Origin of the sequence: Variovorax paradoxus B4 (assembly GCF_000463015.1) — a bacterium.
Lineage (GTDB): Bacteria > Pseudomonadota > Gammaproteobacteria > Burkholderiales > Burkholderiaceae_C > Variovorax > Variovorax paradoxus_E.
Map to the genome: position 1 here is coordinate 3,976,028 of NC_022247.1, position 14,488 is coordinate 3,990,515.

A 14,488-nucleotide genomic window follows, 5' to 3' on the forward strand; every position below is an offset into this window, starting at 1 on the left:
GCAGCGTGACAGTGGGAAGCGGCGGACAGTCAGGCCGCGACGGCCATCCGCCCGCGGCCCAGCCCCAGGCGCGCGGGGGACACATACTGCTCGCGGTAGATCTCGAAAGGCATGGTGTCGGCGGCCTCGATGCGCTTCTGCTCCTGGATCGATTCCTCGGTCATGCGCTCGAATTCGGCCTGCTGCTCGGCCGAGAACGGCAGGGCCAGCAGGGTGGCGCGGGTCTGTTCCGACTGCGCGCGCACGAAGCCGATGAAGGAGTTGCCGTGGTGCTCCTCGACCGCAGCCAGCACGCGCGCGGAAGGCAGGCTGCCGGGGTTCTGCAGGGCGGCCATCGCGGCGCGCACCGCGTCGGCGTGCTGCGTGCCACCGTTCGCGGCGTCGAGCGCCGTGGCGATGGGCTGGCATTGCGCGACCAACTCGATGCCCCAGTCGGCCAGCCCCACCTCGCGCCCGCCGCGCAGCAGTTGCAGGCCAGGCTCGCGTCCGCGTGCCGCAGTGAGGTGCTGGTTGTGGGCCAGTTCGGCAATTTCCTGGGGCGTGTCGGCCGGGCTGTCGCTCAGCAGGCACTGCAGCAGGAACACGTCGAGAAAGCGCATGGTCTGGGCGTTGATGCCCACCGGCTCGAAGGGGTCGAGGTCCATCAGCCGCACCTCGACGTACTCGACGCCGCGCTCGCGCAGCGCATGCAGCGGGCGCTCGCCGGGATGGATCACGCGCTTGGGCCTGATCGTGCCGTAGAACTCGTTCTCGATCTGCAGCAGGCTGGTGCCCAGCTGGTTGTAGTCGCCGCCGAGGTTGCGGATGCCGATGGCCTCATAGGCCGGCCAGGGCCGCGTGAGCGCGTCCTGCAGCGAGGCGCCGTAGCCCTCGAGGCTGTTGTAGCTCACGGCCAGCGAGGCCTGGGCGTCGCTCTGGTAGCCCAGGCGCCCCATGCGCAACGAAGTGCCGTGCGGCATGAACATGCTGCCATCGCCCAGCGGCTGCAGCTCGTGCGGGCGCCCTGCGACAAAGCTGGAGCACAGCGCGGGCGAAGCGCCGAACAGGTACAGCAGCAGGAAGGCATGGCGCCGGAAGTTGCGGATGAGCGCGAAATACTGTTCGCTGGACACGTCGGGCAGCGACCAGTTGTAGTGGATGCCCGAGATGGTCTGCATGCGCCGCCCGTAGCGGTGGCTCAGGCCCATGCGGTAGACGCTCTTGGCGCGCCCGACGTTCGATGAGCCGTAGCGCCCGATGGGAATGGTCTCGTCGGTCGGCAGGCCGCAGGGCATGCTCGACACCCAGAGCCGCTCTTCGCCGAGCGAAGCGAGCACGCGGTAGGTGAACTGGTGGACGCGCGTGAGCTCCTCCAGCGCCGATTCGGCGGTGGCATGCACGCCCGTGATGAGCTCGAGCTGCGATTCACTGAAGTCGGTGGTGATGTGCGGATGGGTCAGTGCCGATCCAAGGGCCAGCGGGTGCGGCGTGAGCGCGAGCTTGCCGTCCGGCAGCGCGCGCAGGCTTTCCTTCTCGATGCCACGCCGCATGCCCTTCAACCGCGCGGCTGAGAGCGCACCCAACCTCTCCTGCAATCTGCTGCTCATATTGTTATGACCCGTCAATCTCTGAGGGGCTGGAAGGTAGCACGGCCGCGCGGGCGCTGCTCGTGCAGGGAATCCCGCAATCCACTATGCTGCGCGACGCTATTGTTTTGATAGCTGAGTTCATGCAATTCGCAGCTCCGAAGGCCGATGGGGGCGCCTGGAATCAGGCCCGCACCGCCGCGAGATCGATCTCGTCGGACTGGTAGACGGAGATCTGCGGCGTGCCGTCGGCCATGGCGGCCAGCGCCTTGCCGAAGGCGCGCGACGCCTCGACGCGGAAATGCGCCTTCAGCGCCGCCATGTCGCTCCAGCGCTCGACGAAGCTGAGCCGCAGCGGCTGCTGGACGTCGGCGCTGACCTCGTGCGAGATGCAGCCGGGCTCGGTGCGCGAGCGCAGCACGTGCTCCACGCTGATGGCCAGCATCGCCTGCAGGGTTTCGGGTTTCGCCATGGCGTGTCCGATGACGAGGATCATTTTTTCGTCTCCTTCATATTTCGCGTTGGCGTGAAGGCGCTGAAGGTCGTCAGCGGGCCAGCACGCGCAGAAGAAACCGGTTCAGGTCGGCAATTTCGTCCATGCAGACCGAGTGCGCCATCGTGTACTCATGCCATTCGACGGGATGGCCCAGCGCGGTGAGCGCATCGCGCGACTGCAGCGCCCGTTCGAGCGGCACCACCGGGTCCTGCCGGCCGTGGGCCAGGAAAACCGGGGTGTCGTGGTTGGCCGCATGCCGCTCGGCCGCGGTGGTGGAGGCAATCGGCAGGTAGCCCGACAGGCCGACGATGCCGGCCAGCCGCTCGGTGTGGCGCAGGCCGGTCAGGAGCGCCATGGCGCAGCCTTGCGAGAAACCCGCCACCACGATGCGGTCGGCCGCGATGCCGCGGGCTTTCTCGTTGGCGATCAGCGCCTCGATGGTGGCCTGCGAGCGGCGCAGGCCGGCCTCGTCCTCGCGCGCCGCCAGGTCGGCCACGGCAATGTCGTACCAGGCCGGCATCCGGTAACCGCCGTTGATGGTGACGGGGATCACCGGCGCATTGGGAAACACGAAGCGCACCGGGCCCACGCTCGACAGGTCGAGTTCATTGGCAATCGGCACAAAATCGTTTCCGTCGGCGCCCAGGCCGTGCATCACAATCACCGTGGCGGTGGGATGGGGAGCGGTTTCGATTTCGATCGGGGAACTGGACATGGTCGGTAGAAGGTATTCAGAAGCGCGAAAAACCAGACCTTAGCGCATTCGGGCCGCCCAGGGCGCGGGCTCACGGAATGCAACACAATGTCGGTTCCACGGAACACCAATGAGCCTGCATCCGAAGCCCCCCGTCGCCGCCACGGCGCTCGACAGCGAAACCCTGCTGCGCAGCAGCGGGCTGCGCGTGACGCGCGCCGCGCAAACCGTGCTCGAATTGCTGGAACACGCCTCCCAGCCGCTCACGCACGACGACGTGGTGGCCGCCTACACCACCGCCACCGGCGAAGCCCCCGACCGCGTCACGGTGTATCGCGTGCTCGACCGCCTGGTCGAAGCCGGCCTGTGCGACCGCCGCGTGGGCGCGGACCGCGTCAACCGCTTCTCGCGCCATGTGGAAGCCGCTTCGGGCAACATCTTCGAATGCGATCAGTGCCACAAGGTGCTCGCGCTCCCCTCCGACCCCGAACTGCCCAAGGTGATGAGCCGGCTCGGCCGCGAACTGCGCAAGCAGGGCATCGACACCCGCCATACCGCGCTCACGCTGCACGGCACCTGCGGGGACTGCAGGGGCTGAACCCCAGGGGCCGCTACACGTTCCAGGACGGAAAAGGATCGGGCAGATCCGCCCACGACGAAGCGCCGTGGCGCATTTCGCTTTCGGTCAGCAGGCAGGCATCGAGCCGCGCACGCAGGCCGGCCTCGTCCATTCCGATGCCGATCAGCACCAACTCCTGGCGGGCATCGCCGGTGGCCGGGTCCCAGTTCCTGCGGATGATTTCCAGCGCTTCCTCGTCGGCGGGCCAGTGTTCGCGCGGCACCGCGGCCCACCACAGACCCGCGACGCCGTAGCGGCAGGCGCCACCCGCCTGCGACCATGAGCCTGCCCGCGTGGCGCGGCTCGCAAGCCAGAAGAATCCCTTGGAACGCACCACGCCCTCCCACTCGCTTTGCACCAGCGCCCAGAAGCGCTGGGGGTGGAACGGCAGGCGCGCGCGGTAGACGAAGCTGCGGATGCCGTAGGCCTCGCTCTCGGGCTGGTGCTCGCCGCGCAGTTCGGCCAGCCAGCCGGGCGCGCGTTCGGCCTGCTCGAAGTCGAACAGGCCGGTGTCGAGCACGCGGTCGAGCGCGACGCGGCCGAACGCTGCGATCTCGACGCGTGCGCGCGGGTTGAGGCTGCGCAGAATGGCCACCAGGCGCTCGCGCTCTTCGGCGGTCACGAGGTCGGTCTTGTTGACCACCAGCACGTCGCAGAACTCGATCTGCTCGATCAGCAGGTCGACCACGGTGCGGGTGTCCTCGTCGCCCAGCGACTGGCCGCGCTGGCCCAGGCTGTCGGACGAGCCGTAGTCGCGCAGGAAGTTGAAGGCATCGACCACCGTCACCATGGTGTCGAGGCGCGCTACGTCGGCCAGGCTCTTGCCGTCCTCGCCGGCGAAGGTGAAGGTCTCGGCCACCGGCAGCGGCTCCGAGATGCCGGTGGATTCGATCACCAGCTGGTCGAAGCGCCCTTCCCTCGCGAGCCGGCCCACCTCGAGCAGCAGGTCTTCGCGCAGCGTGCAGCAGATGCAGCCGTTGCTCATCTCGACCAGCTTCTCGTCAGTGCGCGAGAGCTCGGCACCGCCGTTTCGCACCAGGGCCGCGTCGATGTTGACCTCGCTCATGTCGTTGACGATGACTGCCACGCGGCGGCCCTCGCGGTTGTGCAGGATGTGGTTGAGCAGCGTGGTCTTGCCGGCGCCGAGAAAGCCGGACAGCACGGTGACGGGAAGGCGGTCGGTCATGGGGATGATTTCATATGCAACAGAATTGCATTATATGAATCAACGCAACTCAGTTGCATTTGATCGCAGCCGGGCTTCCGCCGCTGCGGGCGCGCGCATAGACTCTTGCGCTCGATGCAAGACCCTCGCCTTCCCGTCCTCTACAGCTTTCGCCGCTGTCCCTACGCGATGCGCACCCGGCTGGCATTGGCCGCCAGCGGCGAGCGCTGCGAGCTGCGCGAAGTGGTGCTGAAGAACAAGCCGCAAGAAATGCTCGCCGCCTCGCCCAAGGGCACGGTGCCGGTGCTCGTGCTGCCCGGCGCCACGGTGTTGGAGCAAAGCCTCGACATCATGCTGTGGACGCTGGGCCGCAACGATCCGCTGCGCTGGCTCGCGCCCGAGGCGGGCACGCTCGACGACATGCTCGCGCTCGTGGCCGCGTGCGACAACCACTTCAAGCCGCAGCTCGACCGCTACAAGTACCCGGGCCGGTTCGCGGACACGTCCGCCGGCGGCGCGCGCGAACTGGGCGCGCAATTCCTGCTGGAGCTGGAAGCACGGCTCGCCAGTGGCTCCGGGCAGCTCTTCGGCGCGCGGGCGGCGCTGGCCGATGCCGCCGTCATGCCGTTCGTGCGGCAGTTCGCAATGGTCGAGCCCGCGTGGTTCGAAAGCCAGCCCTGGCCGCTGCTGCGTGCCTGGCTCGCGGGCTGGACCGCCTCGCCGCTGTTCGAGCGTGCGATGCACAAGTACGCGCCCTGGACCTCGGGCGAAGCAGGCGCCGCCTACCCGCCGGCCTGATCAGGCATTCGTCGCAGCCAAGGACGCGCGCTGGATGCACTCGACGAAGTACTGCGCGGCCGGCGTCAGCAGCTGGCCGCGCCGGCGTATCACGCACACGCTGAGCACGGGCAGCGGCTCCTCCACCTCGACCCGGCGGATGCCGTGGCGCTTGAAGGCCAGGCGCACCAGCGGCTCCACGAACATGCCGATCAGGTCCATGGTGCCCACCAATGCGAGCGCCACGGTGACCGACTGCCCCTGGATCACGCGCGCCGGCGGTGGCAGGCCGAGCGGCAGCAGCGGCGAGATCGTGTCGCGACCTGCGAAGTGGTCGCCGTCGCCGGGCAAGATCCATTCGGCGGTGTACAGCTCGCGCAGCGACCGACTCGCGCGCAGCGGATGCCGCTCGCGCATGCCGATCACCAGCTGCACCGGAAAGAGTTCGAGCGCCTCGAACTCCGCGTCGAGCGTGCCGGGCACCACATGCGCGACCGCGAAATCCAGGTAGCCCTCGCGCAGCCGCGACAGCATCATCGGCAGCACGGCCTCGCTGAACTGCACATGGACCGCGGGCAGGCGGGTGTGGAAATCCTTGAACGCCACGGGCAGCACCGTGAGCGCGAACGAGGCGCTCACAGCCATCGATACCGTGCCCTTGACGCCGTCGCGGATCTGCGCGATCTCGTCGCGCGCGCGCCGCATGTCGGCCAGGAGCAGCCGCGCACGCGGCGCAAAGGCCTCGCCGTATTCGGTGAGTCGCACGCCCTTGACGCTGCGCTCCACCAGCGGCGCGCCCACCTCGCGCTCCAGCTCGCGAACGATCTTGGTCACCGCGGGCTGCGAAAGCCCCAGCATGCGCGCCGCGGCGCGGATGCTCATCTGCTCGACCACCGCCACGAAGGCATGCAACTGATTGGGTTTCATAGGGAAGAATGACAACCAAAAGTTATCGTCATCGCCCAATTATTGTCTTTTCAGCAGCGCACCCACTCTTTAGCATCCGACGCCGACCGGGCTCCTTTCCGGCGGCCTGCCACTGCAACAAGACACTGGAGAGACATGAGCGCCCTTTTTCCCGCGAACCCCGCCAGTTCCGCGATCCCCGCAGCCACGAGCGCCAGCCGGCGCCGCACCATCGTCGCCACCACCATCGGCAACGGCCTGGAGTTCTTCGACTTCACCGTCTACGGTTTTCTCGCGCTGGTGATCGGCAAGCTGTTCTTCCCCACCTTCGATTCCTACGGCCAGCTCCTGCTCACGGTGGCGAGCTTCGGCGTGGGTTTCATCATGCGGCCGCTGGGCGGCATCGTGATCGGCGCGTACGCCGACCGCGCGGGCCGCAAGAAGGCCATGACGCTCACCATCTTCCTGATGGCACTGGGCTGCGCGCTGATCGCCTTCACGCCCACCTATGCGGCCATCGGCGTGGCCGCGCCCATTGTCATCGTGCTGGCGCGGCTGATCCAGGGCTTCTCGGCGGGCGGCGAAGTGGGCGCATCGACCACCCTGCTGGTCGAGCACGCCACGCCGGCCAACCGCGGCTACATGGCCAGCTGGCAGTTCGCGAGCCAGGGCCTGGGCGTGATGCTCGGCGCCGTGGTGGTGGGCGGCCTGAGCTTCTCGCTCACGCCGCAGGCCATGCAGAGCTGGGGCTGGCGCGTGCCGTTCGTGCTGGGCATGCTGATCGCGCCCGTGGGCATGTACATCCGCCGCCACCTGGAGGAGTCGCTGCACATCTCGCCGGAGGCCGCCGCCGCGCCGCGCGAAAGCAGCCTGAAGATCGTCTGCACGCAGCACGGCAGGACGGTGCTGGCGGCCATCCTGTCGCTGGTCGGCGGCACCACGGCCGCGTACGTGGTGACCTTCTACATGCCGACCTATGCCGTGCGCGAGCTCGGGCTCACGCCCTCGGTGGCGCTGTTCGGTGCCGCGCTCACGGGCCTGATCTCGTTCGCGCTGGCGCCGTTCGTGGGCAGGCTGTCGGACGTGGTCGGACGCAAGCCGCTGATCCTCTGGAGCCGCATCGCGCTGGCCGTGCTGATCTACCCCGGCTTCCTGTGGCTCAATGCCTCGCCGACGCCCGCCGTGCTGTTCATCGTGCTCGGCGCGTTGAGCATCGGCCTCGTGGCCCAGACGGTGCCGGGCATCACGATGCTGCCCGAAATGTTCCCGAAAGCGGTGCGCGCGAGCGGCATGTCGCTGGTCTACAGCGTGGGCGTGGCACTGTTCGGCGGCTTTGCGCCCTTCATCAGCACCTGGCTGCTCAATGCCACCGGCAGCAAGCTCGCGCCGGCCTGGTACCTTGTGGCTATGACGGTGGTGTCGCTGCTCGGCCTCGTCTGGCTGCGCGACCACACGGGCCGCGACATCGATGCGGCCGGTGCGCACGCGGCAGCCGCCTGACGAACGACACCCACTACATCCACGCACAGGAGCCTCCAACCCATGCAAGCCCAACCCACCGCCGCCACCCGCCATTTCTCGGGCACGTACGTCGAAGCCCGCGCCAAGTTCCTCGATGCCGCGGCCCGGCGCGGCGCCGCGGTCGAGTCCTTCGTGCTGCCGACCCACCGGGGTGCGCTCGGCGAGGAACTGGCCACCGACGTGGCGCTGATCGGCGCCAGGGACGCGAAGAAGCTGTTGCTCGTCACGTCGGGCACCCACGGCCCCGAGGGATTCTGCGGTTCGGGCGCGCAGCTTGCCACGCTCCACGACGTCGACCTGCTGGGCCGGCTCGAACAGGCGGGCGTGGCGCTGCTGCTGGTGCATGCGGTCAACCCGCACGGTTTCTCGCACCTGCACCGCACCAACGAAGACAACATCGACCTGAACCGCAACCACATCGACTTCGGCGCGCCGCTGCCGGTGAATGCGGATTACGCCGAGGTCGAACCGCTGGTGCTGCCCGCCACCTGGCCGCCGACGCCCGCCGACGAAGCCGCCATGGCGGCCTATGTCGAGAAGCACGGCATGCGGGCTTTCCGCGCGGCCGTCACCCGGGGCCAGTACAGCTCGCCCGACGGCCTCTTCTACGGCGGCACCGCGCCCTCATGGAGCAACCGGACGATGCGCGGCATCCTGCGCAGCTACGCCGCCTCGGCCACGCACATCGGCTGGATCGACATCCACACCGGCCTGGGCCCCTATGGCCACGGCGAGAAAATCTACCCGGGCCGCAACGCGCCGGCCGATCTTGCGCAGGCGCATGCCTGGTGGGGTGCCGACGTGTTCGCGCCCTTTGCTGGCGACTCGGCCTCGGCCGACGTGTCGGGCCCGGTGGTCTCCATCGCCTATGACGAGTGCCCCAACGCGAGCATCGCACCCATGGGGCTGGAGTTCGGCACCCTGCCCGACGGCAAGGTCCTGACCCGCCTGCGCGCCGACACCTGGCTGCGCCGCCACCCCGAGGCGCCCGAAGCACAGAAGCGCGAGATCCGCCAGCAGCTGCGCGACGCGTTCTACTGCGACAACGACGAATGGAAGGGCATGGTGCTGGGGCAGACGCGCGTAGTGCTGCTGCAGACGCTGCAGGGCCTGAAGAAGGCCTGACCCATCGGGCCGGACTTCAGCCGAAGTTCGGCGCGCGCCGTTCGCGCAGCGAGGCCACGCCCTCGCGCACGTCGGCGCCCGCGAAGCCCATGAATTCGAGGGCCAGCGAGGCATCGAAGGTCGGGCCGGCCTGGCGCAGCCAGTTGTTGAGCGCGTACTTGGTGAGGCGGATCGCGCTCTGGCTGCCGGCCGCGAGCCGGTCGGCCACTTCGTAGGCACGCGCCAGCAGATCGGCCTCGTCCACCGCGAGCGACACCAGGCCGATGCGCTCGGCCTCCTCGCCGCTCACCGGTTCGCACAGCAGCAGGTGGTACTTGGCCTTGGCCATGCCGCACAGGAGCGGCCAGACGATGGCCGCATGGTCGCCCGCGGCCACGCCCAGGCGCGTGTGGCCGTCGACGATCTTTGCGTCCTTGCTGGCGATGGAAATGTCGGCCAGCAGTCCCGCCACAAGCCCCGCGCCCACGGCCGGGCCGTGCATCGCGCTCACGATGGGCTTGTCGCAATTGATGATGTTGTAGACGAGGTCGCGCGCCTCTTTCCAGACCCGCTGGCGCACCGCGTCGTCGGTGGTCATGTCCTGCACCATGGCCAGGTCGCCGCCGCCCGAGAAGCCCAGCCCTTCGCCCCTCAGCACCGCGCAGCGCACCGTGTCGTCGGCCGACACGTCGCGCCAGATTTCGGCCAGTTCGCGATGGCCGTCGTGGCCTGCCGTGGGCAGCTTGCCGTTGGCCGCGCGCATCTGGATATCGAGCACCGCGCCGTGGGCGCCGCGGCGCGTGATGGCGAGGGTCTGGTAGCGGGAGTAGTCCATGGTGTCTCGCCCCGCATCGCATGCGGGGACTTTCTTTTGCGTCGAAGGACGGGACGCCTATTTTCGCGCCGCCACCTCGCGGCAGCGTTGCACGTTCGCTTCGAAGCGCGGCGCCAGTCCGGGCTCGCACCCATCGCTCGTGGGATTGAGCCTGCACATGCCGACGACCACGTAGTCCATCACCGCCTCGGTGCACATCGGGTACTTGGCCAGGTCGGGATTGGCCTGCGCCTTGAAGCCCCAGCGCTCCGAGAACTCCACCGTGCGGGCCATCGCGCCGTGGAAGAAGCTGCGGTCCCTGGCAGCGATCGCGGCTTCCATGCGCGGCAGTTCCTCGTTCAGGTAGCCGACCGAATCCAGCGGAAACGACGAAGGGTCCTGCTGGGCGGCTGCGAGGGAAGCGGCCAAGACGAGCGGCAAGGCGACGAAGGTGCGCAGCAGCGAAGAAGGCGCGAAGCGGAAAAGCGGACGGTGTGGTTGCATGGCTTGGGATTCTGCAACGTTTGGAAGCATCTTTGAATGGCGGGCGATGCATGCGCGCTACGCCAAGCGCGGGCTAGCGGCCCTTTTTCTGCCGTTCGAACTTGCGCCAATACTGGAACTCGTCCTCGTGCACTTCGAGATCGACCTCCGAGATGCGCGACTGCAGCCGCTCCTGCACGTCGGCCACGGCCTTGTTGTAGACGATGGGGCCGACCTCTTCAAGAAAGAAACCGAGCAGTGCGCCCGCCGCGATGTTGCCGATCTTCTCCTCCATGTTCTCGTTGAAGTAGCGCTCGATCGACGCGATGGCTTGCTGCCGTGCTTCCTTGGCGATCTCGATGGTCATGCGGTTCCTTCCGTTTTTTTGCGCCTCGATTCTGCAGCGCCTCCGTCTTGCGACAATGTCGGTCCTGCAGACCTGCACCAGACCCCACCAAGACCCATGGCCTCAAGACAACTCCGCACGCTCGAACGCGGCATCCTCTGCATACTGATCGGCGCCGCCGTGCTGCTGGGGCCGCGCTTCCTGCAAGGCACGCGCTGGTTCGAGATGGTGGCCGGCGCATCGATCGTCGGCTGGTTCGCCCTTGTCCTGGGGGTGGCGCTGATCGTGGTCGACCTGGTGCAGCGCGCCAAGGCGCGGCACTGAAGGCGGCAGAGTTCCGCTCAGCGGCGGAGCTTCTTGACGAGTTCGACCACCGCAAGCACCACGGCACCGGCCACAAGGCCGATGCCCGCATTCACCCCCATCGACCCCAGCGCGCCGAACACGCCGCCGGTGGCCGCAGCCCAGTCTTCGACGGCATGGCCGAGGGCCGGCACGCCGTGCACCAGGATGCCGCCGCCCACCAGGAACATGGCCGCGGTGCCCGCAATCGACAGCCCCTTCATGAGCCAGGGCGCCGCCGCGAGAATGCCGCGGCCCAGGGCCTGCGCAGCCTTGCTCGCCTGCTGGCTCAGGTAGAGCCCCGCGTCGTCGAGCTTCACGATGCCGGCCACCAGGCCGTAGACGCCGATGGTCATGATCAGCGCAATGCCTGCGAGCACGGTGAACTGCGTGAGAAAGGACTGGCCCTGCACGGTGCCCAGCGTGATGGCGATGATCTCGGCCGAAAGAATGAAGTCGGTGCGCACCGCGCCCTTGATCTTGTCCTTTTCGACCGCGACCACGTCGACGGCCTCATCGGCCACGGCGCGCTCATGGCGCGCGGTATCGGCTTCGTGCTCCTGCCTGTGCAGGAACTTGTGGGCCAGCTTCTCGCAGCCCTCGAAGCAAAGGAAGGCGCCGCCCACCATCAGCAGCGGCGTGACCAGCCAGGGCAGCCAGGTGCCGATGGCCAGCGCCGCGGGCACCAGGATGAGCTTGTTGACGAACGAGCCCTTGCACACCGCCCAGACCACCGGCAATTCGCGGTCGGCCTTGACCCCCGAGACCTGCTGGGCATTGAGCGCAAGGTCGTCGCCGAGCACGCCGGCCGTCTTCTTGGCGGCGACCTTGGTGAGGACCGAGACATCGTCCAGGACGGTCGCGATGTCGTCGAGCAGCAGAAGCAGGCTGGTGGCCATGGCAGGGGTCGGAGTGGAAAAAAGAAGCGGCGAGCTTAGCCGCAACCGCGGCGCCCGCCGGCAATACCCGTACGCGGCCGGCGCGTCAGGCGACGCTGCGCTTGAGGCGGATCTCTTCGACCCGCACGGTGCCCAGCGCGGTGGTCTTGGCGGTCTTCATTTCGCGCTTGAAGCCGGCGAGTTCATGGAAGCGCATGGCGCGGTCGTTGCGAATGGGCACCCAGACCGTGACCGTGGTGCAGCCCTCTTCCTCGAGGCCTTCGCGCGCGGCGTCCCAGAGGGCGACACCGATGCCCTTGCCCCAATGCTCGGGCTTGACGTAGATGGCCCAGATCTCGCCCGTGGTGGACGGCGTCTTGGGATCGCGCGAGCGGTCGAAGCCGACGAAGCCGACGATTTCTCCGTCGAGCACCGCCACCTGCACCTGCGGCTCGCTGAACTCGATGGCTTCGCGCCACTTGGCTTCGCGCGAGGCGGGTGCCAGCACGCGCAGCTCTTCTTCGGGCAGGATGCCTTCGTAGGCAGCCTTGGCGGCCAGGGCATGGACTTCGGCGACGGCCTTGGCGTCGCGCATGGTGGCGGGGCGAACTTCGTAATCTGACATGAATGCGGGGAAATCAAAAGGAACTGCGTATTGTCGCCGCACCGCTAAACTGCCCGCTACCACGCCGCATACGCAGCATCAAAAGGAGTCGATATGGCCAAGGGTCAACAGCGCGCAAACAAGGAAGCCAAGAAACCGAAGAAGGACACTTCGCCGCCCAAGCCGGTGGGCACCGGCGGCATCGAACCCGTCCGCACGATCACCACGGCGGTGATCCCGCGCGGCAAGCTCAAGAACAAGTGACCGACGAGGCCCCCGCTGGGCCGGCCCCGGCACCCGCCAAGCCGGCCCACCAGCCCCGCAACCCGCTGCACGGGCTCACGCTGGAGGCCATCGTGAAGGCGCTGGCCGATCACTACGGCTGGGAGCAGCTCGGCGAACTCGTTCCCATCCGCTGCTTCGCCATCGACCCGAGCGTGGGTTCCAGCCTCAAGTTCCTGCGCAAGACGCCGTGGGCGCGCGAGAAGGTCGAAAGCCTCTATCTCTTCATGCTGCGCGAACAGCGCCGTGAGCAGCAGCAGCAACAACCACAGCCTCCGCAGCGATGAGGGTCCGGCTCGAACCGTCGGGCCTCGGCTTCGACGCCGAGGCTGGCACCACGCTTCTGAAATCGGCCGAGGCGGCCGGCATCGAAATGCCGAGTTCCTGCCGCAACGGCACCTGCCGCACCTGCATCTGCCATCTGGTGTCGGGCTCCATCCGCCACATCATCGAATGGCCGGGCCTGAGCGCCGAGGAAAAGGCCGAGGGCTGGATCCTGCCCTGCGTGGCCGAGGCGCAGAGCGACCTCACGATCGATGCGCCCCAGGCGTTTTCGGTCTTCTGAAGACCGAGGCGCTTCGCCCTATTTGGCCGCCGCCGGCATCGCGACCACCAGCCGGTCCCGCTGCGCCAGCGACGGAAACAGCTTGAACCAGCCCAGCGCCACCATCATGGTTCCCACGCCGCCCACCACCACGGAGCCCACCGGCCCGAGCAGCGCCGCCGTGGCCCCCGATTCGAACTCGCCCAGCTGGTTGCTGGCGCCGATGAAGATCGAGTTGACCGCACTCACCCGGCCGCGCATCGCGTCGGGCGTCTCGAGCTGAACCAGGGTCTGGCGGATCACCACGTTGACCATGTCGGCCCCGCCGGACACCGCCAGCGCAACCAGGGAGACGATGAAGCTGCGCGAAATGCCGAACACCACCATGCAGAGCCCGAAGAGCCCGACGGCCATCAGCAGCGTGCGGCCGATGTTGCGCTCGATGGGCCGGCGCGTGAGGGCGATCGACATCACCAGCGCGCCCACGGCCGGCGCGCCGCGCAGCAGGCCGAGCCCCCAGGGCCCCGTGTGCAGGATGTCCTTGGCGTAGATCGGCAGCAGCGCCACCGCGCCGCCCAGCAGCACCGCGAAGAGGTCGAGCGAGACGGCGCCGAGCACCGGCTTGCGCTTCCAGATGAAATCGACGCCCGCGAATACCGTGGCCAGCGTGACCGGCTCGCGCGCGGCCGGCGTGTAGGCATAGCGCAACCGCAGGACGAGCACGCAGGCCACCGCGAAGCACAGCACGCTGGCGCCGTATACCACCGCCATGCCGGCCACGAACAACAGGCCGCCGAGCGCCGGCCCGCCGATGATCGCGCCCTGCATGCCGGCCGAACTGAAAGCCATGGCGCGCGGCAGCATCGAGGGCGGCACCAGCAACGGCGTCAGCGCCTGCTGCGCTGGCATCTGGAAGGCCCGCACCGCGCCCAGCACCAGCGACAGCCCCAGCAGCAGGCCGCGCGTGTCGAAGCGCTGCACCACCGCGAGCAGCAGCACCAGCGCCACCAGCCCCTGCACCGCAAAGCAGGCCGCCACGATGCGACCGCGGTGGTGGCGGTCGACCACGTGGCCGGCGAGCAGCGCGAGCAGCAAGGCGGGCACGAACTGGTAGAGGCCCACGAGCCCCAGGTCCCAGGCGCTGCCGGTGAGCTCGTACATATGCCAGCCGATGGCCACCAGCAGCATCTGCGAGGCCGCGGTGCCGAAGAGCCGCGCCACCCACATCTGCATGAACGGGCGCTCGCGCCGGAGTTCGGTAAAGCTCGGGGGCGGGGGAACGGAGGCTGAGGCAGGGGAGACGGGGCCGGACATTCGCTCGAGGATAGCCGAGGCTTCATGAGCCTTG

19 protein-coding genes are annotated in these 14,488 nt (G+C 68.2%); 8 read left to right on the forward strand and 11 right to left on the reverse strand.

From position 1 onward, the window contains the following. Positions 1 to 29: 29 nt before the first annotated feature. The 3 genes from gshA to VAPA_RS18540 all read right to left on the reverse strand — a co-directional run bounded on the left by gshA (position 30) and on the right by VAPA_RS18540 (position 2,776). The gene (gene gshA / locus VAPA_RS18530; RefSeq protein WP_021008296.1) at positions 30 to 1,586 is read right to left on the reverse strand and encodes a glutamate--cysteine ligase; all 1,557 of its coding nucleotides are present in this window, start codon (positions 1,584 to 1,586) and stop codon (positions 30 to 32) included. Positions 1,587 to 1,749: 163 nt separating this feature from the next. After that, positions 1,750 to 2,061: a putative quinol monooxygenase gene (locus VAPA_RS18535; protein WP_021008297.1), complete on the reverse strand. Its 312-nt coding sequence runs from the start codon at positions 2,059 to 2,061 to the stop codon at positions 1,750 to 1,752. Positions 2,062 to 2,110: 49 nt separating this feature from the next. Continuing rightward, positions 2,111 to 2,776: an alpha/beta hydrolase gene (locus VAPA_RS18540; protein ID WP_021008298.1), complete on the reverse strand. Its 666-nt coding sequence runs from the start codon at positions 2,774 to 2,776 to the stop codon at positions 2,111 to 2,113. Positions 2,777 to 2,885: 109 nt separating this feature from the next. Between VAPA_RS18540 and VAPA_RS18545 the strand changes: the two genes are divergently transcribed. After that, positions 2,886 to 3,353: a Fur family transcriptional regulator gene (locus VAPA_RS18545; protein WP_021008299.1), complete on the forward strand. Its 468-nt coding sequence runs from the start codon at positions 2,886 to 2,888 to the stop codon at positions 3,351 to 3,353. A gap of 13 nt (positions 3,354 to 3,366) precedes the next feature. Here VAPA_RS18545 and zigA read toward each other — a convergent pair whose 3' ends face one another. Continuing rightward, positions 3,367 to 4,560, reverse strand: coding sequence for a zinc metallochaperone GTPase ZigA (gene zigA, locus VAPA_RS18550; RefSeq protein ID WP_021008300.1), 1,194 nt, complete (start codon positions 4,558 to 4,560; stop codon positions 3,367 to 3,369). A gap of 114 nt (positions 4,561 to 4,674) precedes the next feature. Between zigA and VAPA_RS18555 the strand changes: the two genes are divergently transcribed. Then, complete coding sequence (locus tag VAPA_RS18555) at positions 4,675 to 5,337, forward strand: glutathione S-transferase (protein WP_021008301.1); 663 nt, start codon at positions 4,675 to 4,677, stop codon at positions 5,335 to 5,337. On the opposite strand, the gene VAPA_RS18560 is transcribed toward VAPA_RS18555, so the two are convergent. Then, complete coding sequence (locus VAPA_RS18560) at positions 5,338 to 6,243, reverse strand: LysR substrate-binding domain-containing protein (protein ID WP_021008302.1); 906 nt, start codon at positions 6,241 to 6,243, stop codon at positions 5,338 to 5,340. A 135-nt stretch (positions 6,244 to 6,378) separates the two neighbouring features. On the opposite strand from VAPA_RS18560, the gene VAPA_RS18565 reads away from it, so the two are divergent. Both VAPA_RS18565 and VAPA_RS18570 read left to right on the forward strand, forming a co-directional pair. After that, on the forward strand, positions 6,379 to 7,722 hold the full coding sequence (locus VAPA_RS18565) for an MFS transporter (RefSeq protein ID WP_021008303.1): 1,344 nt from the start codon (positions 6,379 to 6,381) through the stop codon (positions 7,720 to 7,722). Between the two features lie 42 nt (positions 7,723 to 7,764). Then, positions 7,765 to 8,868 carry a M14 family metallopeptidase gene (locus VAPA_RS18570; protein WP_021008304.1) on the forward strand — a complete coding sequence of 368 codons (1,104 nt, stop codon included), beginning with the start codon at positions 7,765 to 7,767 and terminating at the stop codon, positions 8,866 to 8,868. A gap of 16 nt (positions 8,869 to 8,884) precedes the next feature. Here VAPA_RS18570 and VAPA_RS18575 read toward each other — a convergent pair whose 3' ends face one another. From VAPA_RS18575 to VAPA_RS18585, 3 genes are all read right to left on the reverse strand, one after another. Beyond that, on the reverse strand, positions 8,885 to 9,682 hold the full coding sequence (locus tag VAPA_RS18575) for an enoyl-CoA hydratase/isomerase family protein (RefSeq protein WP_021008305.1): 798 nt from the start codon (positions 9,680 to 9,682) through the stop codon (positions 8,885 to 8,887). A 57-nt stretch (positions 9,683 to 9,739) separates the two neighbouring features. Beyond that, positions 9,740 to 10,165 (reverse strand): hypothetical protein, encoded by a 426-nt coding sequence (locus VAPA_RS18580; RefSeq protein WP_021008306.1) that lies wholly within the window; start codon positions 10,163 to 10,165, stop codon positions 9,740 to 9,742. Positions 10,166 to 10,238: 73 nt separating this feature from the next. Then, positions 10,239 to 10,511 carry a DUF2164 domain-containing protein gene (locus tag VAPA_RS18585; protein WP_021008307.1) on the reverse strand — a complete coding sequence of 91 codons (273 nt, stop codon included), beginning with the start codon at positions 10,509 to 10,511 and terminating at the stop codon, positions 10,239 to 10,241. A 96-nt stretch (positions 10,512 to 10,607) separates the two neighbouring features. Here VAPA_RS18585 and VAPA_RS18590 point away from each other — a divergent pair, with 96 nt between their 5' ends. Beyond that, complete coding sequence (locus tag VAPA_RS18590; RefSeq protein ID WP_041946157.1) at positions 10,608 to 10,814, forward strand: hypothetical protein; 207 nt, start codon at positions 10,608 to 10,610, stop codon at positions 10,812 to 10,814. 17 nt (positions 10,815 to 10,831) lie between these two features. Here VAPA_RS18590 and VAPA_RS18595 read toward each other — a convergent pair whose 3' ends face one another. Together VAPA_RS18595 and VAPA_RS18600 are read right to left on the reverse strand one after the other, a co-directional pair. Next, the gene (locus tag VAPA_RS18595; protein ID WP_021008308.1) at positions 10,832 to 11,731 is read right to left on the reverse strand and encodes a DUF808 domain-containing protein; all 900 of its coding nucleotides are present in this window, start codon (positions 11,729 to 11,731) and stop codon (positions 10,832 to 10,834) included. Between the two features lie 85 nt (positions 11,732 to 11,816). Beyond that, positions 11,817 to 12,335 (reverse strand): GNAT family N-acetyltransferase, encoded by a 519-nt coding sequence (locus tag VAPA_RS18600; RefSeq protein ID WP_021008309.1) that lies wholly within the window; start codon positions 12,333 to 12,335, stop codon positions 11,817 to 11,819. A gap of 93 nt (positions 12,336 to 12,428) precedes the next feature. Here VAPA_RS18600 and VAPA_RS34885 point away from each other — a divergent pair, with 93 nt between their 5' ends. Genes VAPA_RS34885 through VAPA_RS18610 form a run of 3 tightly spaced genes read left to right on the forward strand, consistent with a single transcriptional unit; the run spans position 12,429 to position 13,161 of the window. Further along, the gene (locus VAPA_RS34885) at positions 12,429 to 12,578 is read left to right on the forward strand and encodes a hypothetical protein (protein ID WP_015866429.1); all 150 of its coding nucleotides are present in this window, start codon (positions 12,429 to 12,431) and stop codon (positions 12,576 to 12,578) included. After that, positions 12,575 to 12,883: a VF530 family protein gene (locus VAPA_RS18605; protein WP_041946158.1), complete on the forward strand. Its 309-nt coding sequence runs from the start codon at positions 12,575 to 12,577 to the stop codon at positions 12,881 to 12,883. Before VAPA_RS34885 ends, VAPA_RS18605 begins: the two co-directional genes overlap by 4 nt. Continuing rightward, positions 12,880 to 13,161: a 2Fe-2S iron-sulfur cluster-binding protein gene (locus VAPA_RS18610; protein ID WP_021008311.1), complete on the forward strand. Its 282-nt coding sequence runs from the start codon at positions 12,880 to 12,882 to the stop codon at positions 13,159 to 13,161. Before VAPA_RS18605 ends, VAPA_RS18610 begins: the two co-directional genes overlap by 4 nt. 18 nt (positions 13,162 to 13,179) lie before the next feature. Here the strand turns inward: VAPA_RS18610 and VAPA_RS18615 are convergent, their stop codons facing one another. After that, positions 13,180 to 14,373, reverse strand: a complete 1,194-nt coding sequence (locus VAPA_RS18615; RefSeq protein ID WP_041946159.1) for an MFS transporter — start codon at positions 14,371 to 14,373, stop codon at positions 13,180 to 13,182. Positions 14,374 to 14,488 lie beyond the last annotated feature (115 nt).